Raw genomic sequence first — 26,011 nt, 5'->3', positions numbered from 1 at the left:
CCGCTGGACCGGAGCCAAGGGCCCCGCCCGTGTGCTACCCCCGCGGCACACGGACGGGGCCGGCCGGCGCCGTGGAACGTTCGATGACGTTCGGCCGGCGCGGCGGTCCAGAGGCTTGGATTTCAGGGGCTTGGATTCCAGGGGCCTGGATGGGGACTTGGATCAGGACTGGTCGAACTCGTCGGGGTCGGGCCCCAGCCGGGTGCCGCTGTCCAGCGCGGCGAGTGCCGTCATGTCCTCCTCGTCCAGCTGGAAGCCGAAGACATCCAGGTTCTCGCGGATCCGGGACGGGGTCACTGACTTGGGGATGGCCGCATTGCCCAGCTGAAGGTGCCAGCGCAGCACGATCTGCGCCGGGGTCCGGCCGTGCTTGGCGGCCAGGCGGCTGACCACCGGGTCGCCCAGCAGCTCCCGGCCCTGGCCGAGCGGCGACCAGGCCTCGGTGACGATGCCGTGGCGGGCGTGCAGGGCGCGCAGTTCGGACTGCTGGAGGTAGGGGTGCAGCTCGATCTGGTTGACGGCCGGGACCACGGAGGTCTCGGCGATCAGCCGCTCCAGGTGCGCGGGCTGGAAGTTGGAGACTCCGATAGCCCTGGCCCGCCCGCTCTCGGCGATCTCCGCGAAGGTGCGCAGGATGGTCAGGTAGTCGTCGCGCATGGCGCGCGGCCAGTGGATCAGGTACAGGTCGATGTGGTCCAGGCCGAGCCGGGTCAGCGAGGCGTCGAACTCGCGCAGGACGTTCTCCCGCGTCCAGGTCTCGGAGGCGGAGTTCCACAGCTTGGTGGTGACAAACAGCTCGTCACGGGGGATACCCGACGCGGCCAGCGCCTTTCCGGTGCCCTCCTCGTTCCGGTAGACCGCGGCGGTGTCAATGCTGCGGTAACCGGCTTCGAGGGCGGCCGTGACGACGGCCGGGGCCTCTTCGTCCGGGACCTGCCATACGCCGAAGCCCAGCTGCGGCATCCGCACGCCGTTGTTGAGGGTGAGGGAAGGGGCCGTGCTCACAAGCAATCGATCCTTCGCTGTGTCCGGGGGTTTGCGGGTTTGCTCTGCTTGCTCAGGCGTCAACCGGCTTTGCCTCCGGGGCATTCCCGGGTCCGGGGATGAATTTTCGCGGGCTTGAAGCAGGTCCGCGCGGACCTCAGCCGGTGCCGCCGCGGTAGAGCGTCTCCACTTCGGTGGCATATGCCTTTTCCACTGCTCTGCGCCGTAGTTTCATGGTGGGGGTCAGCAGTCCGTGCCGCTCGGTGAACCGGCCGGTGAGGATGCGGAAGGTACGGATGGGTTCGGCGCCGGGGAGCTGGGCGTTGGCCGCCACCACCGCCTGCCCTATCTCCGCCTCCAGTTCCCTGTCGCGCACCAGGTCGGCCGCGTGCGGCAGGCTTCTGCCGCGCATGGCCAGCCAGTGCGCCACCGCGTGGTGGTCGAGGGTGATCAGGGCGGCGAGGTAAGGGCGGCCATTGCCGACCACCATGCAGCGGTCGACCAGCGGATGGGACCGAACCCGGTCCTCCAGCGCGGTGGGCAGGGTACGGGTGCCGCCGGAGGTGGTCAGCAGCTCCGACTTGCGCCCGGCGATGGTCAGATAGCCGTTCTCGTCCAGGGCGCCCAGGTCGCCGGTGGCCAGCCAGCCGTCGCCCAGCGCCGCGCCAGTGGCCCGGGGGTCGTCCAGGTAGCCGGTGAAGACCTGCTCGCCACGCAGCCAGACCTCGCCGTCCGCGGCGATGCGCACGGCGGTGCCGGGCACCGGCGGGCCCACGGTGCCGAAGCGGGGACGGGCGGGCGGGTTGGCGGTCGCCGCGGCGGTGGACTCGGTCAGGCCATAGCCCTCGATCACGGTGATCCCGGCTCCGGCGAAGAACAGTCCCAGGCGCCGCTCCAAGGCCGCGCCACCGCAGATGGCATGGCGCAGCCGGCCGCCCAGTGACCGGCGGACCGCGCTGTAGACGGTCTTGTCGAACAGCCGACGCCGGCCGCGCAGCGTGGGGCCGGGGCCCGGTCCGGTGCCGAAGGACCGTTCCTCCCGCGCCTGGGCCCAACGCACCGCCACTTCTACGGCCCGGTCGAAGAGTTCTGCCCGGCCGCCGCGCTCGAAATCGCGGCGGATGGTCTGGAAGACCTGCTCGAAGAGGTGGGGGGTGGCGCAGAGGAAGGTGGGGCCGAAGGTCCGGAGTTCGGTGAAGAGCGCGCTGCCGGCGGGGAGTTGCTGATGTCCCAGCCGGACCCCGGCGCGCATGGCGGCGATCTGCATGGTCCGGCCGAGGATATGGGCGAGCGGCAGCAGGAGCAGGGTGGCGGCCGGATGGCCGGGGCGGCCGAAGACCGGGGTGAAGCCCTGGACGAGGTTGTCGGTGGCGGCCAGGAAGTTGGCGTGGGTGAGGACGCAGCCCTTGGGGCGGCCGGTGGTGCCGGGGGTGTAGACCACGGTGGCGGGTGTCCAGGGCCGTACCCCGGCCCGGCGGCGGTGCACCTCCTGGTCCGGCACGCCGGCGCCGGCCGTGGTCAGCTCCTGGACCGCGCCCGCGTCCAGTTGCCACAGCCGGGTCAGGCGGGGCAGCCGGCCGATCACGGATCCCACGGTCATGGCGTGGTCCTCGTGCTCCACCAGGCAGGCGGTGACGCCCGCGTCGTGCAGCGTCCAGTAGACCTGCTCGGCGGGACAGTCGGGGTACAGCGGTACGGACTGGGCGCCCACGCACCACAGGGCGAAGTCGAAGAGCGTCCACTCATAGCGGTTGCGGGACATCAGGGCCACCCGGTCGCCGGGGGCCACGCCCTGTGCCACCAGGCCCTTGGCCAGGGCCAGTACCTGGTCCCGGAAGGCGGCCGCGGTCACCTCCTGCCACCGGCCGGCCGCCTCACGGCCCAGGAGGACGCGCTGCGGGTGCTCGGCGGCGTGCTGGAACACCAGGTCCGCGAGCTGGCCGGGTTGGGGCGACGGTGCCAGGGACGGGACGGTGATGTGCGGCAATCTTCGCTCCTCGTGGCGGACCGGACAGCGCCCGTGACGTACCCGGCCGGGCGGCCGGGTGAACCAGTGGAGGAGCGCGCCGGGTCAGGCCGCGCCGTGCAGGCGGTCGCCGGCCGCCAGGATCGCCTGGGCGAGCGCCTCGGCGCTGCCGTGCCCGGCGCCGTCCCGGGCCGGGCCGTGCAGCAGCACCACATCGATGGCCCCCAGCTCGGGCAGGCCGGCCCGGGCGGGGACGCGCCGCAGACCGGGCGGGATCATGCCGTGGGTGTGGGGCATCACGCCCAGCCCGGCGCGGGCCGCGGCCACCAGGCCGCTGAGGCTGTGGCTGGTGCAGGCCACCCGCCAGTCCCGGCCGTGCCGTTCCAGCACCTCCAGGGCGCGGGCCCGGGTGACCGCGGGCGGTGGGAAGACCACCAGGGGCAGTGGCCGGTGGGCGTCCAGGCGCAGCCGTTCGGCGCCGATCCACACCAGGCGGTCGCGCCAGACCAGGCGGCCATGCGGCCGGCCCGGGTGGCGTTTGACCAGGACCAGGTCGAAGCGGCCGGCCGCCAACTGCTCCTGGAGGGGATCGGAGAGGTCGACGGTCAGCTCCAGGTCCACCTCGGGGTTCTCCCGCCGGAAGTCCTCCAGCACCTCCGGCAGCCGGGTCAGTACAAAGTCCTCGGAGGCGCCGAAGCGCAGCCGGCCGCGGAGTCTGGTGCCGGTGAACCAGTGGGCCGCCCGCTCGTTGGCCTCCAGGATGGTGCGGGCGAAGCCCAGCATGGCCTCGCCGTCCTCGGTGAGCCGGACGCTATGGGTGTCCCGGGAGAACAGCGGCCGGCCGGCCGCTTCCTCCAGCCGGCGCACCTGCTGGCTGACCGTGGACTGGCGCACGCCCAGGCGGTGGGCGGCCTGGGTGAAGCTCAATGTCTGGGCGACGGTCAGAAAGGTGCGCAGCTGCCCTGGATCGAACATGCGTCCAGGTTATCGCTGGATGTGATAACAGTCAGCTCGCTGAGCGGGGTTCCCGATGAGCCTGGTGCGGAGGAGGCTTGACGGCATGCGCCGACCAGGACTTTTCCGTGCCCTGCCCCTTGACCCCTACATAGCTGCCCTGCTCGGCACCGTGCTGGTGGCGGTACTGCTTCCGGTGCGCGGCTCGGCCGCCGACGCCATGGAGGGGGTGACCAAGGGGGCGGTCGCGCTGCTGTTCTTCCTCTACGGCGCCCGGCTGTCCACCCGGGAGGCGCTGGAGGGCATGCGGCACTGGCGGCTGCATCTGACCGTCCTGGCCTGCACCTTCCTGGTGTTCCCGGTACTGGGTCTGGCCACCCGGGGGCTGGTGCCGCAGGTGCTGACCCCACAGCTGTACCACGGACTGCTCTTCCTGTGCCTGGTGCCCTCCACCGTGCAGTCCTCGATCGCCTTCACCTCCATCGCCCGCGGCAATGTGGCGGCGGCCATCTGTGCGGGCTCCTTCTCCAGCCTGGTGGGCATCGTGGTCACCCCGCTGCTGGCCGCGCTGCTGCTGGGCGGCAGCGGCGGGGGCTTCTCGCTGGACTCGCTGCTGGGGATCGTGCTCCAGCTGCTGGTGCCCTTCCTGGCCGGGCAGTTGGCACGCCCCTGGGTGGGCGGCTTCCTCACCCGCCACCGCAAGGTGCTGGGCCGGGTGGACCGGGGCTCGGTGCTGCTGGTGGTCTACACGGCCTTCAGCGCCGGAATGGTGCGCGGCATCTGGCACCAGGTGAACATCTGGCGGCTGCTGGCGCTGCTGGCGGTGGAGGCGGTGCTGCTGGCCGTGATGCTGGCACTCACCGGCCATGGTGCGCGCCGGATGGGCTTCGGCCGGGAGGACCGGATCGCCATCACCTTCGCCGGCTCCAAGAAGAGCCTGGCCGCCGGACTGCCCATGGCCACGGTGCTGTTCGGGGCCGAGGCCAGCCTGGCGGTGCTGCCGCTGATGCTCTTCCACCAACTCCAGCTGATGGTCTGCGCGGTGCTGGCCAAGCGCTACGCCCGCGAGGTGGAGGACGCGCCCGGGGAGGGCGTCCGCACCGCCGCCACGCCCGCCAACTCGCCCGCCACCTAAGGGCGGTTCAGCGCACGGCGATGCCGGGGCGCGGCGGGTCGATCCGGTCCAGCGGGAGCCAGAGCACGGTCTCCCGGCCGGAGGGTGGCGCCCCGGTGGTCCGCACCGCCGTCAACTCGGCATCGCTCAGGGCCCTTCGGTAGACCCGGACATCATCCAGATCCCCGGCCAGGAACGAACGGCCGTCCGGCTTCTGCCCCAGGTGCACTCCAAAGGTCGAGGTACGGCTCACCGAACCGGGCACATAGCGGACCGAGGTGGAGACCCCGTCCAGGGTGAGCACCAGCCGCCCGCCCCGGCGGCGCAGCGCCAGATGATGCCAGCGCCCGTCGTTTCCGGCGCCCGCCGCGGGGGCGGCGGCCACGGTGGCGGTACGGGCGGGGGACGCGCCCAGGGCCGCGGTCAGCTGCCCGCCGACCCGCCCCGCCGCGGGCTCCGCCCGCAGCACCACCTGCGGGGCACCGCCCACCCCGCCCATCCACAGCAGCGGCTGCTCGCCCCGCGTGGCGCGGTAACGGAACCACAGCGAAGCGGTGAACTCCCCGTCGCCCAGCGGCAAGGAGGGCCGGAACGGCAGCCGCACCGCGCCGCTCACCCCGTCGAAGCGCAGGGCGGAACCGAAGCGTCCGTCCACCCGGCGGACACCGCCGAGCACCTGGGCCCCCGGGGCGCCCGGCGCCCGGTCCGGAGTGGTCGGGTCCGGGCCGGGCCGGGGCCCCAGCCAGGACTCGGTGAAACGGGCGAAGCGGATCTCCTGGCGGGCATCCGCCTTCCCGCCCTCGTAGAGCAGCCCCACCGTTCCGGGGGAGACCACCGTCATATCGGAGTAGCCGGACCAGTCGGTGGTGATCCGTCTGCCCTGCTCGGCCGCCTCCCAGCCGCGCCCCTGGTCATAGGAGGAGCGGATGGTCAGGGTGCGCCGGCGGTCGGGGTCGGCGGGCAGGGACAGCAGCCAGCGGCCCGGGCGCAGCGGCAGCACCGCGCCCTGCACCATGGGGGCGTAGAGGTCGGGCAGGGCAAGGAACGGTGCCGCGAACCGCCCTCCGCCGTCGAGCGCCACCGCCTGGTCCCGGTTGCCCAGGTCGGTGCCGCCCTGTTCACGGCCGCTGACCAGGACCGTGCCGTTGTCCCGCTCGGCCAGGGTGAGTTCGGAGGGCGCCTGCCGGTAGGTGCCGTCCGGCGCCACCGGATAGCTGTCCACCGCGCCCAGCCGCCAGTGCGCTCCACCGTCATCGCTGAGGGCCAGCGCGGCATGGTTGGCGGAGGTGTGCCGGCCGTCGTGACTCTCGGCGTTGACCCCGATCACCAGCCTGCCCCGGTGGGCACCCCGGGTGAGCTGGATACCGTGCCCGGGCCCCGTGGCATACCAGGAGTTCCAGGCGGCGGGCCGCAGTTGGGCGGTCACCTCATGCGGCCGGGACCAGCTGATGCCGTCGTTCTCGCTGAACTGGATATGCGGGGTGCGGTCGCAGGGCACCGGGCAGCTCTGGTCGTCGTCCCTGCCCTGGTTATAGGTGCTGGCCAGGATGATCCGTCCGGTGCGCCGGTCCACCACGGGTGCCGGATTGCCATGGGTGTCACCATGCCCGGCGTTGACCACCCGCAGGGGGCCCCAGGTGTGTCCGCCGTCGGTGGAGCGTTTGACGACCAGGTCGATGTCGGTGGCATCACCGCAGTTGTCCTTTCTGCCTTCGGCGAAGGCGAGCAGGGTGCCTTTACCGGTGGTGACGATGGCCGGAATGCGGTAGCAGGCGTAGTCGAAGCCCGGTTCCTGCCCGGCCTTGAACAGCACACGCTGCTCGAACTCGGGGCGGGGGGCGGGTGGTTGCCCGGTGCCGGCGGCCATGGCTCTCATTGGCTGGGGAGTCAGGGCGAGCAGCAGGCCGGCGAGTGCGGTGGCGATGAGGGAGGTGGCGATAAGGGGGGTGGTGCGGCGAGTGGCGGTGAGGGAGGTGGGCGCACCATGACGGTGGCCGGAGCGAGGGGGCGGCGCCATGGCCCGTCCTTTGCGCGTCTAGGCACGTGGGTGACACGTTGTGACACGGGAGTGGAGTCGGGCACCGTAGGTTCGGCGCCCGGTGGGCCAACGTACGGGGCGGCCTCTCCGCTCACAAGGACCACAAGGCCAAAGCACTCCAAGGGGGTTAAGCGCATCACACGGGGCGCAGCACCACCTTGCCCCGGTTGGCGCGCGACTCGATGATCCGGTGCGCTGTTGCGGCGTCCTCCAGCGGCAACTCGGCATGGACGCAGGGGCGTAGCCGGCCCTCGGTGAAGAGCTGCCACAGCTCCTGCCGCCACTGCTCCAGCACTGCGGGCTGGTTGCGCGCTATCAGCGCGATCTGGAAGCCAATGGCTGATTTGGCGCCTACCAGCAGGTCATAGGCTTCGATGGTGCCGCCATCGGAGCTGTAGGCGACCAGCCGTCCGCCGGGCGCCAGAGCGGCCAGGGCGGGGGAGAGTAGCTTGCCGCCGACCGCGTCGAGCACGATATCCACCGGCTCGCCCCAGGAGGGCTCCGCGTAGCTGACCACCTCGTCGGCGCCCACTGCCTTGACGAACTCCGCCTTCTCGGCGTCGCCCACGGCCGCCACCACGCGGCGGGCGCCATATGCCCTGGCGAACTGCACCGCGAGGTGTCCCACACCGCTGGCCGCGCCCGTCACCAGGACCGACTCGCCCTCGGCGGGTCTGGCCGCCCGATAGGCGCCGAGGGCGACCAGGCCCGAGCGCACCAGTGCCACGGCGTCGACGGAGCTTGCCGTCTCGGGGATGGGGGAGGCCATGGCGGTGTGCAGCAGGGAGTAGTCGGCGTATCCGTCGCCGAAGCAGAGGCCGGTGACCCGGTCGCCGAGCCGGAAGCCCGTCACCTCCGGTCCGATGGCGACGACTTCACCGGCCACTTCGCCGCCGATGCCGGCGGGCAGCTCAAGCCCGCCCTCCCGGACTTTGCGGACCACGGGCAGGGTGACGCCGATGGCCTCGTTGCGCACCAGCAGTTCGCCCGGGCCGGGCTGGGGGATCTCCGTCTCCTCGATCCGGAGGACCTCGGGGCCGCCGTTCTGGTGATAGCGGACACGACGCATGGCACACCTCCATCGCTTCACGCCGGCGCCTGCCGCCTGGCGTTCATTGGGGCTCCCAACGGTTACGACCATACCCGAGTCCATTGGGAAGTCCAATGGTTTTCCATGGGGAATCCCAATGAATCTGGGGCTAGGCTTTGGCCATGGCAGAAGCGGCGGAGGCGGCGAAGGTGAAGGCGAAGGCAGTGAAGGCGGCCGGGAGGGGTGCGCAGGCTGACGCGCCCGCGCCCGGTGAAGGAGCGGAAGGCGCGCCCGTGCCGGGTGAGGGTGCGGAAGGCGCGCCCGCGCCGGGTGAGGGAGCGGAGGGCGCGCCCGCCCTCTCCCGTATCCAGGCGCTCCCGAGCTGGTTGCTCAACCGCGCCTCGGCGCGCGGGCGGCGCCTGGTGACCGAGGCGCTGGCACAGGACGGCATGCGGATGTCCCACCACGCGGTGCTCTCCGCGGTCGCCGATCTGGGGCCGGTCGCCCAGGCCGAGTTGGGCCGCACTACGGGCTTCGACCCCAAGGACATGGTGGGCATCCTCAATGACCTCCAGGCGCAGCAACTGGTCACCCGCGCGCCGGATCCGGCCGACCGGCGCAAGAACGCCATCACCCTGACCGAGGAGGGTCGCCGTCGGCTGGCCCGGCTCACCCGGCTCGGTGACGAGGCCAACGAGTCCCTGCTGTCCGCCCTCACCCCGGTCGAGCGCGAGCTCTTCCTGGAGTTGCTGGCCCGGGTTGTCGAGGCGGGCGGCCAGGGCGAGGGGGGCAAGGGGAGCTGATCTTTGCCGAAACCGCGGCGGCGTGCGGTCCGGTCTGGTGACATGTCCTTTGGCGTATGTCAGGCATGTCAGGGGTGACATGCCTGTCTCGGACGTGTCAGGTGTTTCGGGCATCGGTGAGCGCGGGGTGGGGCGCGGTTGTATCCGGCGGTGCGGTGCTGTTCGCGGGAAGCGGTTCCGGAAGGGCCGCGTTGCCGGGCGGGGCAACTGCCCGCGGCGGAGCGGGAGTTACGCCTTGTGGTGCGCCCCGGCGGCGGTGCCTGTGCAGCGCTTGGGCTGACGCGCCCGTCCGTTACCCGGACTCGTCTCGTCCGGTGCCCGTACCCAAGCCGCGGAAGGGGATCGTGTGAACCTCCGGCAACTGCACTGCACCTCCGCCCCAGCGGGACCCCAAGCCGGCGGCGGCCCCGCCTTCCGCCGCACCGTGGCGAGTCCTGAACTGCCCCTCGGGGTGAGAAAGGAGGCGGAGCGGCTCATCGCCCATGAGATGCCGCGAAGCGAACTCGCCGGATTTCCGGGCGCGTTCAGTCATAACCGGCTCTCCGACGGCAGCCGGCTGCTGTGCCGGACCGTCTGCACAGGAACCGGCACAGGCACAGGGACCGGCACCGGCGCCGACATCGAGGCCCGGCAGGCCACCTTCCACGCCCACGCCCTGCACCTGCCGGAGGACGGCCCGCTGCCCGGTGGTCTGCTGCCCATCGAGGCCTGGGAGTCGCCCTCCTGGGCCGACCGCCCGCCGGCCGGCCCGGCTCCCGCGCCGCTGTCCGCCCTGGTCCCGGCCCGGCGCATCGACAGGGCGGGGCTGGTGGCCTTTGTGGGGGAGCGCGCGGAACGCCTGGAGGGCTTCCTGGCGGACGTACGCACCCTCTTCCGCAGCCCGGACGCGCCCCAGCTGCTGGTCATCGAGGAGGACAGCGCGCAGATCGCGCACTGGATCGCGGTGGCCAGCGCCGTACTGCCGCGTGAGCTGGCCCACCGGCTGACCTTCACCACCCGCACCCGCCGCCCGTTGCTGGCCCGGCAGCAGATCGTGGGCACCGTCCCCGCCGCCGACTTCACCTACGCCCAGGTCGCCGCCGATCACCGCTATCGCGTCCATGACTGCACCGGCGGGCCGTCCAGTCCCGCCCGTGGGGACGGGGACCCCTGGGCGGCGGTCGCCGCCCGGGTACTGCTGGCCGGCCGGCCCGCCCTGTTCACCGAGGCGGCCCGGCTGTGCACCGCCGCCGACCGGGAGGCCCGCCATGACGCCGGGCGGCTGGCCGCCCTGGCGCTGCGGGACGGCGTCACCCTGGACTCCACCGGGCGTACGGCGGCGGCCCGTTGGCTGGGTGAGCGTCCGGGAGACGGCTCCCCGCTGCCCCGCGTCCCCGCCGCCCTGGCGGCTGCCGGCGCCGCCCGGACGCCGCAGGAGTGGACCGCCCTCTGCCAACTGGCCGGCCATTTCGGCCCGTTGCGCACCAGGTCCCCGGGCATCCGGCTGGCCCGGGACCTGCGCGAGGAACTGGCCCGCACCGAACCCGGCACTCCAGTGGACCGGCTGTCCGGGCTGCTGCGGCTGGCCCGGGCGCTGGGCATGGACGAGCGGTTCGCCCCGCCCGCCCTCGCCACCCGGCTGACCGAGGCCGTGCTCGGCGGCACGACGGCCGACCGTGCGGTGGCCTGGGCCGCGACCGACGCCCATCCGGCGCTTCGGGCCGCCTTGTTGACGGCCCTGGATCGCCGAGCCGCCACCGGGGATGTCACGGCCGTGGTCCGCGCACTGCCCGCCTCCGTGTCCGTGGCCGGTCTGGGCGGCTATCCGCATCTGCGGCTGGCTGCCGCCGTCCTGGCGGGCCGGGCGCGGCACGCCGACGACCGGGCCGGTCTCTTCAACTCGCTGCTGGAAGCGGTGGGTTCGCAGCAGCCGGCCGAACCCGAGGTGCTGCGTACCGCGTTCCGCCTGGTCTGGGGCGGCACTCCGGTCACGCCCGGGGAGGCGCTCCGGCTGCTGGAACGACTGCCGGGCCGTGACCAGGGTGCCGCGGGCCTTGACGAGACGTTCCTCCGGGCGGCCCTGGACAGTGCCCCCGACGACCACAAGGCCCCCCGCCTGGCCGCCGCCCTGCTGCGGCACCACCCCGAGTGGACCGACACCCGCCAGGGAGCCGCGCTTCGGCTGCTGGCAGAGGCCGGCCGGCTGGAATCCGGCCGGGCGGAACCGGGGTTCGCCGGCCGGCTGACCGGGCTGGCCGTGCGGGCCCGGCCGCTGGAGGCGGGCATCGCCCGGCGGCTGGCCACCACCCTCGCCGGCCGGCTGCTGCTCGGCGAGGACGCCCTGGACGAACTGCCGGCCCTGGTGCGCTCCGGCGACCCGGACCTGCTGGCCGGTTACGACCGGCGGGCGCGTTCGGACGCCATGGGGCTCAGGCTGCGCCGCGAACCCGCCCTGGCCGCCCGCTGCTTCATCGCCTGGCAGAGCCTGCCCGGCGCCGATCCGCTCTGGGACGGCATCCGCCAGGGACTGCTCGACGGCGTGCTGCGTCCGGCGGTGCGCCGGCTGCCCCGGGAGGACCTGGCGGAACTGGAGCGCTGCCTGGGTGAGTGGGGCGGGTCCTGGCCGGTGCGCTATCGGGACTGGAGCCGGACCGGCCCGCGGCTGCTGGACCGTTGGCGGGTGCGGTGGCGCGCCTGGCCCGGCGGCGGCCCCGGCGGGGGCGTTGGCGAGGGTGCCGGCGGAGGTGTTGGCGGGGGCTTCGGCGGGGGGCCCGTCGCCGGGAGCTCCGGCCGTGACGGCTGATCGGGCCGTACGCGGCCGCGTCCCAGGAGCCGGCGGGCGGCCGCTCCCCCCGGCCCGGAACGGAGCCTCACCCCAGCAGAATGCGCTCCTCACCCGCGTACACATTCATCGACGCCCCGCGCAGGAACCCCACCAGCGTCAGCCCCGTCTCCGCCGCCAGGTCGACGGCGAGCGAGGACGGGGCCGATACCGCCGCAAGCACCGGGATGCCCGCCATCACGGCCTTCTGCGCCAGTTCGAAGGAGGCGCGCCCGGACACCAGCAGCACCGTGCCGGACAGCGGCAGCGAACCGGACCGCAGGGCCCGGCCGATGAGCTTGTCGACCGCGTTGTGCCGGCCCACGTCCTCCCGAATGTCCAGGAGTTGGCCGTCCCGGGTGAACAGCGCGGCCGCGTGGAGTCCACCGGTGCGGTCGAACACCCGCTGGGCGGCGCGGAGTTGGTCCGGCAGGCCGGCCAGCAGGGACGGCGTCAGGCGCAGCGGCTCCGGGCCGTCCCGCAGCGGCCAGCGGGCGGTGGTGCGTACCGCGTCCAGGCTGGCCTTGCCGCACAGCCCGCAGGAGGAGGTGGTGTAGACGTTGCGTTCCAGGCTGACCTCGGGGACCGGCACGCCGGGGGCGAGGCGTACATCCACCACGTTGTAGGTATTGGAGCCGTCCTCGGTGGCGCCCGCGCAGTAGACGATATTGGACAGTTCCTCGGCGCGGCCCAGTACGCCCTCGCTCACCAGGAAGCCGGCCGCGAGCGCGAAGTCGTCGCCCGGGGTGCGCATGGTGATGGCCAGCGGTTTGCCGTTCAGCCGGATCTCCAGCGGTTCCTCGGCCACCAGGGTGTCCGGACGGGTGTTCACCTCCCCGTCGCGGACGCGGATGACGCGGCGTCGTGCGGTGACCCGTCCCATTGGTGATCAGTCCCGGTCGCTGGTGTGTGGTCGGCGGACGCCCCATTCTCCCGGGCCGGGCATGGTCGCCGCCGCCGCTCCCGCGTGACGTGGGCCTCATCCGGGGCAGGCGGTCTTCCGGCGGGCCGCCCGGTGGCTACCGTTCGGTATGTACGTGCTGTTGCCCCGCCCCGATCGTGCACCGAGAGCGGAGACACCATGGCACCCACACTCACCACCCTTGTCCTGCGGCCCGGCGGCGAATGGGCCACGGCCTGGCAGCGCTGTCTGGAGGCCGCTCCGGAGGCCTTCCGCGAGGACCGCGTGCTCAACCTCTGGAACGGCGCCTGGCGGGCGGACGGCCGTCCGCTGCCCGCCGTCACCCCCGTCGACGGCACCCCGATCCCCGGTCCGCCGCGCCTGGACCGGGGTGTCGCACGGCAGGCGGTACGGGCCGCGCTGGACCGGCACCGGGCCTGGCGCGAGGTGCCGCTCGCGGACCGCAGGGCGCGGGTGAGCGCCGCGCTGGACGCGCTGGACGAACACCGCGAGCTGCTGGCCCTGCTGCTGGTCTGGGAGATAGGCAAGCCCTGGAAGCTGGCCCGGGCCGATGTGGACCGGGCCATCGACGGGGTGCGCTGGTATGTGGACGGCATCGAGAGCATGATCGCCGGGCGGGCCCCGCTGTCCGGGCCGGTGTCCAACATCGCCAGCTGGAACTACCCGATGAGTGTGCTGGCGCACGCCATGCTGGTCCAGGCGCTGGCCGGCAATGCGGTGATCGCCAAGACCCCGACCGACGGCGGCCTGGCCTGCCTGACCCTGGCCAGTGCCCTGATGGCCCGGGAGGGCCTGCCGGTCACCCTGGTCAGCGGCAGTGGCGGGGAGCTGTCCGAGGCGCTGGTGCGGGCGCCGGAGATCGGCTGTGTCTCCTTTGTCGGCGGCCGGGACACCGGCGCCCGGGTGGCCACCGCCGTCGCCGACCTGGGCAAGCGGCACATCCTCGAACAGGAGGGGCTCAACACCTGGGGCATCTGGAACTTCACCGACTGGGAGACGCTGGGCCCCCGCCTGCGCAAGACCTTCGACTACGCCAAGCAGCGGTGCACCGCCTATCCCCGCTTTGTGGTGCAGCGTGCCGCCTTCGCCGACTTCCTGGCGCACTACCTGCCCGCCGTGCGCGCGGTGCGCTTCGGTCACCCGCTGGCCGTCGAGTGGCCCGCCGACGACCTCCCGGACCTGGACTTCGGTCCGCTGATCAACGCCGCCAAGGCCAAGGAGCTGACCGACCAGGTGGCCGAGGCCATCGACCGGGGTGCCATTCCGCTGCACCAGGGTTCCCTGGACGGGGGCCGCTTCCTGCCCGGCCAGGACACCGGGGCCTATATGGCGCCGGTGACCCTGCTGAACCCGCCGTCCAGCTCGCCGCTGCACCACGCCGAGCCCTTCGGCCCGGTGGACACCATGGTGCTGGTGGACACCGAGGCGGAGCTGCTGGCCGCGATGAACGCCAGCAACGGGGCCCTGGTGGCCACCCTCTCCTGTGACGACCCGGAGACCTACCGGCGGCTGGCGCCCCAGATCCGCGCCTTCAAGGTGGGGCATGGCGCGCCGCGCTCCCGGGGCGACCGGGAGGAGCTGTTCGGCGGGTTCGGGGCGTCCTGGCGTGGCGCTTTTGTGGGCGGTGAGCTGCTGGTACGGGCGGTGACCCGGGGGCCGGCGGACGAACGGCTGCCGGGGAACTTCCCCGACTACCACCTGATGCCCTGACCCCTACGCCTGCTGCCGGATCCGCACCGGATGCCGTGATCCACCGGAGGGGATGGTTTGCGGAGCCGATTCCCCGCCGGTCCGGCAGCAGCGCGGAAGGGCCGCGGCCCGCGGCGTGAATTGCCCGTGAACGGGCCCTATGTGCGGGACGAAAGCCCTGGTGAAAGGCGCTCCGAAACCTTGATAGAGTTATCCATGTCGCCGCGGGGAACGCCCTGCGGGGAAAGACACCTGGTCCGGGTGGCGGAATGGCAGACGCGCTAGCTTGAGGTGCTAGTGCCCTTTATCGGGCGTGGGGGTTCAAGTCCCCCCTCGGACACTGAAGAGGTCCCCAGCTCAGCTGGGGGCCTTTTGTTTTTGGGGGCCGGTGTGACCAAGCGCTCAGTCGTGGCGGGACCAGTGGCCCTAGGGGTATGACCCGAGAACGGTACCTTTGTGTGAGGGCTGATGGTGTGGCCGGTTTTGTCCGGTCCTTTCCAGCCCTCCAGGTCCGTCCCTCTGGGGCGACCCGCGTTACCTCTGTTCAGCTGCGCAAGGGCTTCTGTTGAACCAAATGATCACTGACCGCGCCACCGGTGTGTCCGGGGCCGGCCGTACCACCCGCATCGGCGTCCTGGTCACCGCACTGCTCACGGCCTGCATCGCCTTCCAGCTCAATGCGAGCATGCTCAGCCCGGCGCTGAAGAGCATCCAGGACCAGCTGGGGGCGAGCGCCGCCGAGGTGGGGCTCACCCAGACCGCGTTCTTCACTTCCGCGGCGCTGTTCTCCCTGTTCCTGCCGCGCCTCGGTGATGTCATCGGGCGCCGCAAGGTGCTGGTGGGAATGCTGGTGCTGATGGCCGTCGGCTGTGCGGTCGCCGCGCTGGCCACCAGCCTGCCGGTGCTGTTCATCGGGCGGGTGCTGCAGGGCGCCTCCGGGCCCACCGTTCCGCTCTGCCTGATCATGCTGCGGGTCGAGGTCACCGAGCCCAAGCGGTATGGCACCCTGCTCGGCGTGATCACCGCCGTCAACGGCGGCGTGGCCGGTGTGGACTCCCTGGCCGGCGGTTTCCTCGCCGACAAGCACGGCTTCCAGGCCGTGTTCTGGGCCATGGCCGTCGTGGCGGCCGCCGCCACCGTGATGGCCGCCACCATGACCCCGGAGAGCAAGGTGACCGGGGCCGGGCGGATGGACTGGCCGGGCGTGGTCCTGCTGGTGATCTCCGTCGGTTCGCTGCTGATCGCGTTGAACGAGGCCGGGAAGCTGGCGGCGGCCAACTGGGGTCTGGTCGCCGGGCTGACCGTCCTCGCCGCGCTCGCCTTCGCCCTGTTCTGGCGGAACGAGGGCCGCAGCGGCCACCCGCTGGTCGCCACCCACCACCTCAAGCAGCGCTCCACCTGGTCCATCCTGCTGACCACCGTGCTCACCATGACCGGTGTGTTCGCGGTGATGAACGGGCTGATCCCGGCCTTCGCACAGGACGCCAAGGTGGGCCTGGGCATGAGCGCGGAGCAGTCCGCCTGGTGGACGCTCACCCCCTACGCGCTGGCCGGACTGGCCATGGGCCCGGTGGCCGGCCGCCTGGCCGCCACCTTCGGGTACGGCCGGGTGCTGCGGGTGGGCCTGGTCGGCGCCGTGGGCTCGGTGCTGCTGATGGTCGTCACGCTGCCCGCGCACTCGGAGCTGCTGCTGCTGGCCGGCTCCATCCTGGTGGGCATCACCTACGCCGGTGTGGCCAACATCGTGCTCAACGGCCTGGGCGTGGTGCTCTCGCCCCAGGAGAACCCGGGCTTCCTGCCCGGCCTCAACGCCGGTGCGTTCAACCTCGGCGCGGGGCTGAGCTTCGCGGTGCTCTACGCGGTCAACACCGCGGTGGTGCCCGCCGATTCCAGCTCCTCGGCCGGGTACACGGCCAGCATGATCGCCGGTGTGGTCATCCTGGCGCTGGCCATCGCGGCCTCGTTCCTGATCCCCAAGCCGCTGTCGGCGGAGGCGCAGGACTGAGGCGAGCCCGCCCCGAGAGCGTGACGGAACCCCGGCCCGATGGGCCGGGGTTCCGCTGTTTCCGCCCCTGGACCGGCGTTCTTTCCGGCGCTCCCGGAATCGACGGCGGCCGCGTTCGCGCGGCCGCGCGGTGCGGGCGACGATGAGCCGCGGCTCGACCGGCGAGCCGCGGTCACCACTCATCCAGGAGCAGCACTCATGATCTTCATCGCCGTGCGGTTCACCATCCGGCCCGAGCACAGTGCCCAGTGGCTGGACCGGGTCCAGGACTTCACCCGGGCCACCCGCGAAGAGCCGGGCAACCTCTTCTACGACTGGTCCCGCAGCGTGGACAACCCCCATCAGTTCGTCCTGCTGGAGGCCTTCGCCTCGGCCGAGGCGGGGGCCGAGCATGTGAACTCCGAACACTTCAGGACGGCCATGGCCTGGATGCCGGAGGTGATCGCCGAGACGCCGGAGATCATCAACGTCGAGCTGGAGCAGCAGGGTTGGTCGGCGATGGCGGAGCTCTCGCCGCGCGCCTGACCGCCCGGGCCCCATTGAGGACGGCTCTCCCTGCCCCCACAATCAGGGCGAAAGGCGGCAACCGTGCCACAGGGGGGAGCACACCGTGACGGCCTCGGGGGAAGAGCGGGATGTGGTGATTGTCGGCGGTGGGCCCACCGGGCTGTTGCTGGGGATCGCCTTGCGTGGCTATGGGCTGGACACCCTGGTCGTGGACCGTGAGCCGGGCGGCAAGCGGGAGGCCCGGGCCTGTGTGGTCTGGCAGCGGGCCCTGGAGGGGCTGCGCGACCTGGGGTGTGCGGAGAGCTTTCTGGCGGAGGGGCTGCCGCTGGCGCGGGCGGAGTTCCATCTGCGGGGGCGGCTGGTCGCCGGGCAGCGGATGGGGATGGCGGACACCGCCTTCCCCGGGCCGCTGTCCATTGAACAGGACGCCATAGAGCGGCTGTTGGGCGAGCGGATACGCCAACTCGGCCCGGATGTCCGGTGGTCCACCGAGGTGGTGGCGGTACGGGCCGGGCGGGACGGGGCCGAGGTGCGGCTGCGCGGGGCGGACGGGCGGATCCGGGCGGTGGGCTGCCGGTGGGTGGTGGGCTGCGACGGGACCCGGAGCATCGTCCGCAGGTCGCTGGGCATCCCCTTCGAGGGGCGGCGCCGGACGGATCTGCAGTGTCTGCAGATGAACGCCGAGCCCGGGTGGCGCTACCCCTATGCCCCGGATCTCACCCGGATCTTCGTCAACCACCGGGTCTCGCTGATCGTCAGCCCGGTGCCCGGCGGTGGCTACCGCTTCTTCGGGTTCCTGCCCGATCCCGAGCCCCGGCTGGACGCGCCGCCGAGCGTGGCGGAGATGCGGGCGCTGGTGGCCGAGGCGGTGGGCGAGGACGGGATCCGGCTGGTGCCGACCGTGCCGTTCTGGGCCAACCGGGCGCGATTCCAGGACCGGGTGGCCGCCGGGCTGCGCCAGGGCAGCGCGCTGCTCGCCGGGGACAGCGCGCACGCCTGGGCGCCCATCGGCGGCCATGGGCTGAACACCGGCCTGCGCGGCGCCCACAACCTGGGCTGGAAGCTGGCCGCGGTGCACCACGGCTGGGCCCCGGAAGCACTGTTGGACACCTACTCCACCGAACAGCGCCGCACCGCCCGGCAGATGATCCGCGAGATGCGGCGCAATGTGCTGGAACTGCCGCCCGGCCGGGCCATGCTGGCCGCGCTGCGGGTGCTGGTGCCACTGGCCGCGCGCAGTGCGCGAGGGCGCGCCCTGCTCAGCGACTTCACCAAGAACCACCGGGGCAGCGCGCTGTCCGTGGACGCCGGCGGCCGGGGCGCGCTGCGGGCCGGGGACCGCATGCCCGACCTGCGGGTAGAGCAAGGCCAACGGCCGGTCCGGTTGCATGAGTTGCTGTCCTACCGGGGGTGGACCCTGCTGGTGGACCCCGGGGCGCGGGAGGCGGCCCTGCGGCGGATCGTCGGCCGGTGCGGCGCACCGGTGGCGGTGCACGCGGTACGGGCCGACGCGCTGCCCCGCGGCACGCTGTACCTGGTCCGGCCGGACGGCCATATAGGGCTGCGGGCGGCGGCCGGGGACCACCGGGCCCTGGAGGGCTACCTGCGCAGGTGGTGGGTGATGGCCGGGTGAGTGCCGGTGGCCGGGTGGGCGCCGGTCCGGACCGGCATCCGTTCCGGGCCGTGGAAGACCAGGTCCTGGGCGTAGCGCACCGGATCGTCCGGGCACAGCGCCAGCCCCGGCAGCCCGTGCAGCAGCGACCGCAGCCCGGCCTCGGCCTCCACCCGGGCCAGTGGCGCGCCCAGGCAGTAGTGCGCGCCCAGGCCGAATCCGCAGTGCCGGCGCGCGTCCCGGCGGATGTCCAGGCGCTCGGGGTCCGGGAAGCGGGCGGGGTCGCGGTTGGCGGAGCCGAGCACCAGGACCACCTTCTCGCCGCGCGCCACGGTCCGTCCGCCGAGGTCCGCGTCGGTGTGCGCCCACCGGCTGATCATCTGGACCGGTGAGTCATAGCGGATCAGCTCTTCCACCGCGTCCGGCAACAGCTCCGGACGGTCCCGCAGCAGCCGGAGCTGGAAGGGATGGGCGAGCAGCGCGAGCATGCCCTTGCAGAGCAGGTTGGTGGTGGTCTCATGGCCGGCGGTGAGCAGATGGATACAGGTGCCGGTCAGCACGTCCTCGTCCAGCGGTCCGCCGGCCGCGGCGGCCAGCATGGCGGCGATCAGGTCCTCCTCGCCCGGGCCGCGCCGGGCGAGTTGGGCGCGGAAGTAGCCGTCCAGCTCGCGGGCGGCGGCCTCGGCCACCGCGAGGGCGTCCGGCCGGCGGCCCGCCCGGCTGCTGGTGGCCTGCTGGAGGTCCACCGCACGGGCCCGGAACCAGGGGCGGTCGGAGGCCGGCACCCCCAGCAGTTCGCTGATGACCAGGATGGGCAGCGGGGCGGCGAAGTCGGCGACCAGATCGGCGCGTTGGCGGGTGGCCAGTTCGTCGGCCAGGGCGGTGACGATCCGGTGGATGCGCGGGCGCAGGGTCTCCACCGTGCGCGGGGTGAACGCCCTGGCCGCCAGCGCGCGCACCGCGGTGTGCCGTGGGGGGTCCATAAAGACCATCCAGTTGCGCACGGTCCTCAGGAGGTGGGGGCACTGGCGGGGGATGGGGGCCGGGAGCGTGCCCCGGCCGAAGTCGCGGCCGGTGAGCACCCGGGCCACATCCCGGTGCCGGAACAGGTACCAGGCGTCCTCCGCCCGGTGCACCGGATCGGCTTCCCGGTAGCGCTGGTAGTGGGGATAGGGGTCGGCGAGCGGGACTTCGGAGGTCCGGAACGGACCAGGGCGGGCGGGGGAGTTCACAGCGCACCCCTTACGGTGTCGGCCAGCACGGTCGGGTCCGGCGGGAGCCGGCGGCCGCGCCAGGCCACATGCCCGTCCGGCCTTACCAGGACGAAGGGCCGGCCGTAGAGCCCGGCCACCATCGGGTCATGGCATCTGGCGGTCAGCAGTGGCACCCCACGGTGGGCGAAGGCCGACTCCAGGCCGCCCAGCAGCCCCGAGTCGGCGAAGCACAGCAGCCGGAAGGCCGGGCCGAACAGATCCAGTACCGAGGTGCCACCGCCCAGCCAGGCGTGCGGGGCCCGGCCGCCCGGCAGCGCGGCGGTGCGCCAGTCGCCCTCGCTGTCCTGAGCGTCACCGATGACCACCGGAGAGGTGTAGCGGAAGCCGAAGTGCACATCGGGCGCCTCGAACTCGCGCCGTACGCCACTGGCTTGCAGCCGTTCGGCCAGCTGGGCCCGGGCCCCGGCCCCCTCGGGGGAGTCCAGCAGGATCTCCGGGGGCAGCTCGCGGCGCAGGGTGCGGCGCAGATGGGTGTTGGCCTCCAGCAGGCTGAGTTCGGCGACCGGGCGGCGCTCGGTGTCATAGGAGTCCAGCAGCGCCGGACCGGCCCAGCCGGCGAGTTGGGCGGCGAGCTTCCAGCCGAGGTCGGCGGCGTCGCAGATGCCGGTGTTCATGCCGAAGCCCCCGGAGGGGGAGAGGGTGTGGGCCGCGTCGCCGGCCAGCAGCACCCGGTCGTCGCGGAAGCGCTCGGCCACCCGGTGGGTGAGGTGCCAGCGGTGCTCGGCCAGGAACTCCAGCGGGGTGTCCAGCCCGACCGCCCGGCGGATCAGCGCCAGGGGCTCCTCGTCCGGGCTGGCCGCCGCCGACACGGTGAGCCGGTACAGCTCCACGCCGTCCATGGCGCGCAGCGGATAGCGCAGGTCCGGCGGGTGGGTCAGGAAGTACACCAGGGCGCCGCGCTCGCCCATCCGGGCCCGCAGCAGCGGCGCCCGGAAGAGGATGTTGCGGAACACCCGGGTGGGATGGAAGGCCGGTGCCGCTATGCCGCAGGACTTGCGCACGGCCGAGGAGGCGCCGTCGCAGCCCACCAGGTAGCGGGCGCGGAACTTCAGCTGGGAGCCGTCGGTGAGGTCGGTGGCCGAGGCGGTGACCGCGTCCGGGTGCTGGGTGAAGGAGTCCAGCCGGCAGCGCCGGCGCAGCGGGCCCTCGGGGTGCAGCCCCACCGCGCGGGACAGCAGCGGGGACAACCAGTGCTGGGGGCAGACCTGTTCGGGTTCGGGGGTGTAGGGCAGCGGCGGGCGGGTGTCACAACTGCCCAGGCGCAGCCGGTGGATCTCATGGCCGCCCAGGGCGGTGGTCCACACCACGTCCAGCGGATGGTCGCCGGGCCAGCCCGCGGTGCGGATGGCCTGGGCCAGCCCCCAGCGGCGGAAGAACTCCATCGAACGGGGGCCCACCGTACCGACCTTGGGGTGGGTGACCCGGCCGTCCGACTGCTCCAGCACGATGCAGGGCACCCGGCGCCGGGCCAGGTCCAGGGCCAGCGTCAGGCCGACCGGCCCGGCGCCCACGATCAGTACGTCCGTCTCGGCTTCGGTCATGGGCGTCCCTCCGTCCGCTGGATCGCTGTCCGTTGGCAGCCCGTCCCGTGGAAGTAGTCGGCGTAGAAGGCGAGCATGCCGGCGGCCTGCTCGGGCACCGGCGGGCAGTCGCGGGCCGCGGCCGCCAGGTGTGCGAAGCGCAGCGCCAGTGCCCGGCGGGCCACATCGGGGCGTGGCACGGGGGCGGGCACCGTCTCCAGTTCGAAGGTGGGGCCGGCGGTGCGTCCGCGCCGCCCGGAGTCCATGGTCACCAGGACCTCGGCCAGCGGCCGCATCACTCCCGTCATCACATCGATGGCCGCGTTCATCAGCCGGGAGCGGCGCAGGCTGGCGTCCGGGCTCTCGCCGAAGTGCTGCGCCATCAGCTGGAGCATCAGCTGGTAAGAGCGGTTGAACAGCCGGGCCACGGCGCGGGCCTGGGGCGCGGTGAGCGGGTCCTTGGCGGCGTCCCCCGCGCCCAGGGTGGGGTTGCGCAGCACCGGATAGGCCGGGCTCCAGGGCAGCAGCCGCCCGTGCGGGCCGGGCACCCGCTCGGCGGCCAGCAGTTCGCCGATGCGCAGAAAGGTCTGGTGGTGCGAGGGTTCGGCGGCCGGGGAGCGGTCCAGTACGCCGCCCTCGCCCTGCTCGGTGATGAGGTCCACCGCGAACAGGGCGCTGGACAGGTCGTCCACCTCCAACTGGTAGTCAGGATGGCGGGCGTTGACCGACTCGCGAAGGAACAGGTGGTGTTCGCCGCCGCCGCGCCCCTTCTCCACCAGGAACAGGCCGGGCACTCGGCACAGCCCCTGCCGGACGGCCGCGTAGAGCTCGCTGATCGAGCCCCAGCCGGAGCCCGGGGCCTGGCCGTCCCCGGGCGGCGGGGCGGGCTGTTCGAGGGCGGTATAGCGCTGGACGCTGCCGATGCTCAGTCCCTCCAGGGCGAAGTCCAGGGGCACCGGCAGGTGGGCACCCAGGGTGGCGAAGTCGATGTCGGGGATGTGGAAGGGCTCGCCCATGGCCATGATGATGTTGTTCACCAGCAGGAAGTGGATCATCTCCTCGCGGGCCACGTTCAGCAGTGCGCCGCGGATGCCGTCGTCCGCCGTCTCGCCGCCCTGCCCGCAGGCCAGTCGGAGCTGGCGGGGGGTCCACAGCCCGCGCCGTACATACTCCAGCCCCGCGCCATGGGCGGGCACCGAGAAGGCGGCGTAGAGGTACTGGAGCATCACCGCGAGCTCCAGGGCGGCCGCCTGTTTGAGCACCTCCCACAGCCGCCCCCGGGTGGTGATGGCGGGCCCGGCCGCAGTGGCGGCGGGCTCGGCCGGCGGCGGGAGGGGACGCTGCCGCCGGTTGCGCAGATAGGCCAGCAGCAGCCGGGCCTTGGGGCCGGTCAGGTCCCTGGTGGGCGGCATGTAGTAGGTCCGGTCCCGGTTGGCCGGGTCGCACATCTGCCAGATCAGCTCGGCATAGGTCTCCACCTTGCACCGGTCGGCCAGGCTGAAGACCTCCGCCCGCATAAAGGAGGAGATGTGCTCGTAGTAGGCGAAGACCTCGCGGTGCAGCAGCGCGAAGTCCACCTCCTCGCGGGGCACTTGGTCCAGATGCCAGTCGTCGGGCAGCACCCGTGCCGCCAGCCAGCCCGCGCCGGCCCAGTAGTCCAGCGCGTCCGGGTCGTCATAGGCGGTCCAGGCCGAACCCGGCAGTCCGGGGTCGGCGCACGGTGTGTCGCCGTCCTCGGCGGTCAGCAACACCCGGCAGGTGCCGGCCCGTTCACCGCGCAGGGTGAGCAGGCCGGCGCCATGCTCATCGGTGTCCACCGTGCAGACATCGGCATAGCGGCCGTCGGCCGCCCGCAGGCCGAGCAGGGTGCGGGCGCCGGCCGGGGCGGTGGGCGCGCCCGCCACCGGATCGGCGGGCAGCGCCCGGGGGTTGAAGAACTGGCGCACCCGCACCCGGGCCCGGGCCGGGCGGCCGCGGACGAAGGAGCGCAGCGGCACCCGGACCGCGTGGTCGTCGGAGGGCTCGCGGTGGTGGAGGGTGAGCAGGGCCTCGTCGGACTGGATGACGGTCTCGCGCTCGGCCAGCAGCCCGCGCCGGCCATCGGTCAGCCGGAGCGCCTCCCCGGCGGCGGTGTGCCAGCCGGGTTCGGCGGGGACGGTGACGATCCCGCAGGTGTCCTCGGACCGGTAGACGGTGGCGGGCAGCCGGGCCACCAGGGTGTCCGAGCCGGCGGTACGCAGCTGGAGTTCGCCCAGGTCGAGCGGTGGGCCCAGCCGGTGCAGCGGGCCGGGGCCGGGGTGCCGGGCGCGGTGGGTGTGCGGCACGGCGGTGATCAGGTTGAAGTGGGCGCGGCCGCGCCCCAGTTGGACGGTCAGCGGGCGCAGGGGCGAGCCGGGGCAGGGCACCAGCAGCCGCCCCGCCGGGTAACTGCGCAATTCCGACGGGTGCCAGGGGGCGATGGTGCCGCGCACCCGCCAGTGGTTGGGGGCGCCGGGCGCCACCGGGGAGGCCATGGCGTCCAGGGCCAGCTGGACCACCAGTCCGTCGGTGGCGGCCCGGCGCAGGGCGGTGGCGGCGGGGGAGCGTCCGGCGCCGGGCAGCCAGCCGGCCGCGTCCGCGGTGACCACGAACTGGTGCAGGGCGGCATAGCGCAGTTGGCCGGCCAGCGGGTGTTCACCGACCTCGGCGATCCGGGCGAACTGGGTCCAGCGCGGCGGCTGGAGACCGGCCACCTCACCGGTGAACAGATAGCCCTCGTCATGGGAGCGGCCCAGCCGGCCGAAGCCGAACCGGCCCACCATCAGGGCGGTGGTCCAGCGGGAGGCGGGATCCAGGTCGAAGATCCGGGCCCGGTTGACGGTGGTGCGCAGATAGGGGTTGTAGTGGCCCCAGACATCCACGCTGCGGCCGATCACCGGGTCCTCGGGGCCGCCCGCCCCCTCCACCGCGGTGATGGCCGCGTCCAGCCAGAAGTGCCCATTGCCCTCGAAGTTCCAGCCCTCGGCCAGGCTGAACCCGCCCTCGGCGCAGGGGCGTCCGGCGGCGTCGAAGCGGGGGCCGCGCCGCCGCAGCCAGGCGTGGTACTCGGTGGCCGGGCGGTCCACCGGGAAGGGGCCGTCGTCGGTCAGCGCCCGCTGCCCGGCCAGATCGGTGAAGCCGCCGCGCGGCCCGGTGGGCAGCTTGCTGACCGCCACTCCGGTGAAGTGCAGCCTGGGCAGGTCGAAGACGCTCACCGCAGCACCTCCGCCGCGCCCGGGCGGCCGGTGCGCCGACCGCCCGGCTGGTAACGCACCACTTCCGCCACGGCGTTGAGCGCCGACTCAATGGCCCCCTCGATCCAGGCGGGTGTGGTGGAGCAGTGCTCGCCGGCGAAGAACAGCCGCCCCACCGGACGGGCCGCGCGCCGCCGTTCCTCCTCGCACTCGTCGGCGGACTTGCCCCAGCGGGTGGTGCAGCCCGCCTGGAACGGGGACTGGCCCCAGGCGGTGCCGGCCGTGTCCAGCACCATGCCCGGCTCGGCCAGGCGCGGGTGGATCCGGGCCAGCTGGCTGATGACCAGGCGGTTGCGCCGGCGCGGGGACAGCCGGCCCAGCAACTCGGCCTCCTCGCCGATGGTGTAGCTGGCCAGCAGCGCGGCGCCCCGGCCCGGTGCGCTGTCCACCGGCGGGTAGTAGGTCTGGCGGATCAGCCCGCCGGTGCAGGAGGCCCCGCCCTGGATGCCCTCCCGCCGCCAGAAGGGCTCCCGGCAGTGCAGGGCCACCTTGGTGGCCGGGCAGTAGACGACCTCCCGGAGCACCTCCCGTTTGTCGGCGTCCAGCCCGGTCAGCCTGCGCAGCCGGCGCAGCGCCGGGAAGGGCAGGGTGCACACCACCACCTCGGCCCGCCGGACGGTGCTGCGGGCCCCGCCGCGCACCCGGACCAGCACCTCGTTGTGGCGTACCTCGATGCCGGTCACCCGGCGTCCGCAGCTGACCGGGGCGCGCAGCCGTGCGGCCAGCCGCCGGGGCAGCTGGTCCATGCCGCCTTCCAGGCGCAGCAACGCGGGGCTGGTCTCGGTGAGGATGTCGTCCAGGAAGCCGTTGAGCCGGCCGCTGCAGCCGGCCCGGATGCCCGGGTGCGCGGCGAACAGCGCGTGCAGGTCGATCCGGTCCAGCCCTTCGCCCCGCAGATGCGGGGTGAGATCCAGGCGCGCCACCATCCCCAGCAACTGGCGCCGCAGGTCCGCGCGGAGCGCCTCGCGCAGGTCGGGCGGGGCGATGGCGTCCACTATGGCGGTCAGCCAGGCGGCGAAGGACATGGTGGCGTCGTTGTGCCGGACCCCGGGGCAATGCCGGTCCAGGTCGCGGCACAGGCTCTCGCGCAGCGGCCGGGAGGCGTCCCGGACCCGGACGAAGGCACCGTCGGCGCTCTGCAAAAAGGCGTTCTCATCGGAAAGCAGAGTGGTGAAGGGACGCAAGGTGCCGGTCAGCCCCAAACGCTCGATGTATTCCAAGGTGTGCAGATGGTGCGTGGGTATACGCATGGCGCCCAGTTCCACCGAGGGTGCGCCCGGGGTGCTGCCGAATCGGTGGGTGTGAATGCGGCCGCCGATACGGGAGTTGCCTTCGATGACTTCCACCCGGTATCCGCGTTGTTCCAGCTCATAGGCGGTGACCAGACCGGATATCCCCGCACCCAGGACGAGTGCGCGAGGACCCTTCTGTTCGATTCCTTCAAGGGTGTGTGCAGGGTAGAGACCGGATGTGCCGGACATCGAAGCGTCCCCCCGTAAATGCGTGCCTATGGCCCGATTT

Annotated in this window: 17 protein-coding genes and 1 tRNA gene; 8 read left to right on the top strand and 10 right to left on the bottom strand. The window is 73.0% G+C overall.

The window, feature by feature from the left end; genetic code table 11:
* Positions 1 to 162: 162 nt before the first annotated feature.
* From ACIHFE_RS08515 to ACIHFE_RS08505, 3 genes are all read right to left on the bottom strand, one after another.
* On the bottom strand, positions 163 to 1,005 hold the full coding sequence (locus tag ACIHFE_RS08515) for an aldo/keto reductase (RefSeq protein WP_400105077.1): 843 nt from the start codon (positions 1,003 to 1,005) through the stop codon (positions 163 to 165).
* A gap of 136 nt (positions 1,006 to 1,141) precedes the next feature.
* Positions 1,142 to 2,971: an AMP-dependent synthetase/ligase gene (locus ACIHFE_RS08510; protein WP_400105076.1), complete on the bottom strand. Its 1,830-nt coding sequence runs from the start codon at positions 2,969 to 2,971 to the stop codon at positions 1,142 to 1,144.
* A gap of 84 nt (positions 2,972 to 3,055) precedes the next feature.
* A complete protein-coding gene (locus ACIHFE_RS08505) occupies positions 3,056 to 3,925 on the bottom strand; it encodes a LysR family transcriptional regulator (protein WP_400105075.1) in 870 nt (289 codons plus the stop codon).
* An 85-nt stretch (positions 3,926 to 4,010) separates the two neighbouring features.
* Here ACIHFE_RS08505 and ACIHFE_RS08500 point away from each other — a divergent pair, with 85 nt between their 5' ends.
* Complete coding sequence (locus tag ACIHFE_RS08500) at positions 4,011 to 5,039, top strand: bile acid:sodium symporter family protein (protein ID WP_400105074.1); 1,029 nt, start codon at positions 4,011 to 4,013, stop codon at positions 5,037 to 5,039.
* A gap of 7 nt (positions 5,040 to 5,046) precedes the next feature.
* Here the strand turns inward: ACIHFE_RS08500 and ACIHFE_RS08495 are convergent, their stop codons facing one another.
* Entirely contained in the window at positions 5,047 to 7,035 is a 1,989-nt protein-coding gene (locus ACIHFE_RS08495) for an exo-alpha-sialidase (RefSeq protein WP_400105073.1), read from the bottom strand.
* 157 nt (positions 7,036 to 7,192) lie between these two features.
* Positions 7,193 to 8,125 carry a zinc-binding alcohol dehydrogenase family protein gene (locus ACIHFE_RS08490; RefSeq protein WP_400105072.1) on the bottom strand — a complete coding sequence of 311 codons (933 nt, stop codon included), beginning with the start codon at positions 8,123 to 8,125 and terminating at the stop codon, positions 7,193 to 7,195.
* A gap of 326 nt (positions 8,126 to 8,451) precedes the next feature.
* Here ACIHFE_RS08490 and ACIHFE_RS08485 point away from each other — a divergent pair, with 326 nt between their 5' ends.
* Complete coding sequence (locus ACIHFE_RS08485; RefSeq protein ID WP_400105569.1) at positions 8,452 to 8,889, top strand: MarR family winged helix-turn-helix transcriptional regulator; 438 nt, start codon at positions 8,452 to 8,454, stop codon at positions 8,887 to 8,889.
* Between the two features lie 346 nt (positions 8,890 to 9,235).
* Complete coding sequence (locus ACIHFE_RS08480) at positions 9,236 to 11,671, top strand: GTPase-associated protein 1-related protein (protein ID WP_400105071.1); 2,436 nt, start codon at positions 9,236 to 9,238, stop codon at positions 11,669 to 11,671.
* 67 nt (positions 11,672 to 11,738) lie between these two features.
* On the opposite strand, the gene fdhD is transcribed toward ACIHFE_RS08480, so the two are convergent.
* Entirely contained in the window at positions 11,739 to 12,572 is an 834-nt protein-coding gene (gene fdhD, locus ACIHFE_RS08475) for a formate dehydrogenase accessory sulfurtransferase FdhD (RefSeq protein WP_400105070.1), read from the bottom strand.
* A 198-nt stretch (positions 12,573 to 12,770) separates the two neighbouring features.
* On the opposite strand from fdhD, the gene ACIHFE_RS08470 reads away from it, so the two are divergent.
* The 5 genes from ACIHFE_RS08470 (at position 12,771) to ACIHFE_RS08450 (ending at position 18,445) form a co-directional block, all read left to right on the top strand.
* Positions 12,771 to 14,321: an aldehyde dehydrogenase family protein gene (locus tag ACIHFE_RS08470; protein WP_400105069.1), complete on the top strand. Its 1,551-nt coding sequence runs from the start codon at positions 12,771 to 12,773 to the stop codon at positions 14,319 to 14,321.
* Positions 14,322 to 14,555: 234 nt separating this feature from the next.
* Positions 14,556 to 14,640: transfer RNA gene (locus ACIHFE_RS08465), tRNA-Leu, on the top strand.
* 234 nt (positions 14,641 to 14,874) lie between these two features.
* Positions 14,875 to 16,305, top strand: coding sequence for an MFS transporter (locus tag ACIHFE_RS08460; protein WP_400105068.1), 1,431 nt, complete (start codon positions 14,875 to 14,877; stop codon positions 16,303 to 16,305).
* Between the two features lie 198 nt (positions 16,306 to 16,503).
* Positions 16,504 to 16,830, top strand: a complete 327-nt coding sequence (locus ACIHFE_RS08455; RefSeq protein ID WP_400105067.1) for a putative quinol monooxygenase — start codon at positions 16,504 to 16,506, stop codon at positions 16,828 to 16,830.
* Positions 16,831 to 16,915: 85 nt separating this feature from the next.
* The gene (locus tag ACIHFE_RS08450; RefSeq protein WP_400105066.1) at positions 16,916 to 18,445 is read left to right on the top strand and encodes an FAD-dependent monooxygenase; all 1,530 of its coding nucleotides are present in this window, start codon (positions 16,916 to 16,918) and stop codon (positions 18,443 to 18,445) included.
* On the opposite strand, the gene ACIHFE_RS08445 is transcribed toward ACIHFE_RS08450, so the two are convergent.
* From ACIHFE_RS08445 to ACIHFE_RS08430, 4 genes are read right to left on the bottom strand one after another with little or no spacing between them, the layout of a single operon-like run.
* Positions 18,412 to 19,656, bottom strand: a complete 1,245-nt coding sequence (locus ACIHFE_RS08445) for a cytochrome P450 (RefSeq protein ID WP_400105065.1) — start codon at positions 19,654 to 19,656, stop codon at positions 18,412 to 18,414. The genes ACIHFE_RS08450 and ACIHFE_RS08445 overlap by 34 nt on opposite strands.
* Entirely contained in the window at positions 19,653 to 21,239 is a 1,587-nt protein-coding gene (locus ACIHFE_RS08440) for an FAD-dependent monooxygenase (RefSeq protein WP_400105064.1), read from the bottom strand. Before ACIHFE_RS08440 ends, ACIHFE_RS08445 begins: the two co-directional genes overlap by 4 nt.
* Positions 21,236 to 24,451, bottom strand: a complete 3,216-nt coding sequence (locus ACIHFE_RS08435; RefSeq protein WP_400105063.1) for a ferritin-like domain-containing protein — start codon at positions 24,449 to 24,451, stop codon at positions 21,236 to 21,238. Before ACIHFE_RS08435 ends, ACIHFE_RS08440 begins: the two co-directional genes overlap by 4 nt.
* Positions 24,448 to 25,971 (bottom strand): flavin monoamine oxidase family protein, encoded by a 1,524-nt coding sequence (locus ACIHFE_RS08430; RefSeq protein ID WP_400105062.1) that lies wholly within the window; start codon positions 25,969 to 25,971, stop codon positions 24,448 to 24,450. The genes ACIHFE_RS08435 and ACIHFE_RS08430 overlap by 4 nt, the downstream gene beginning before the upstream one ends.
* Between the last annotated feature and the right edge of the window lie 40 nt (positions 25,972 to 26,011).

It is taken from the genome of Streptomyces sp. NPDC052396, from assembly GCF_044593195.1.
Classification (GTDB): Bacteria; Actinomycetota; Actinomycetes; order Streptomycetales; family Streptomycetaceae; genus Streptomyces.
The sequence above is the reverse complement of the archived record's forward strand: the minus strand, read 5'-3'. Positions and strand labels throughout refer to the sequence as shown.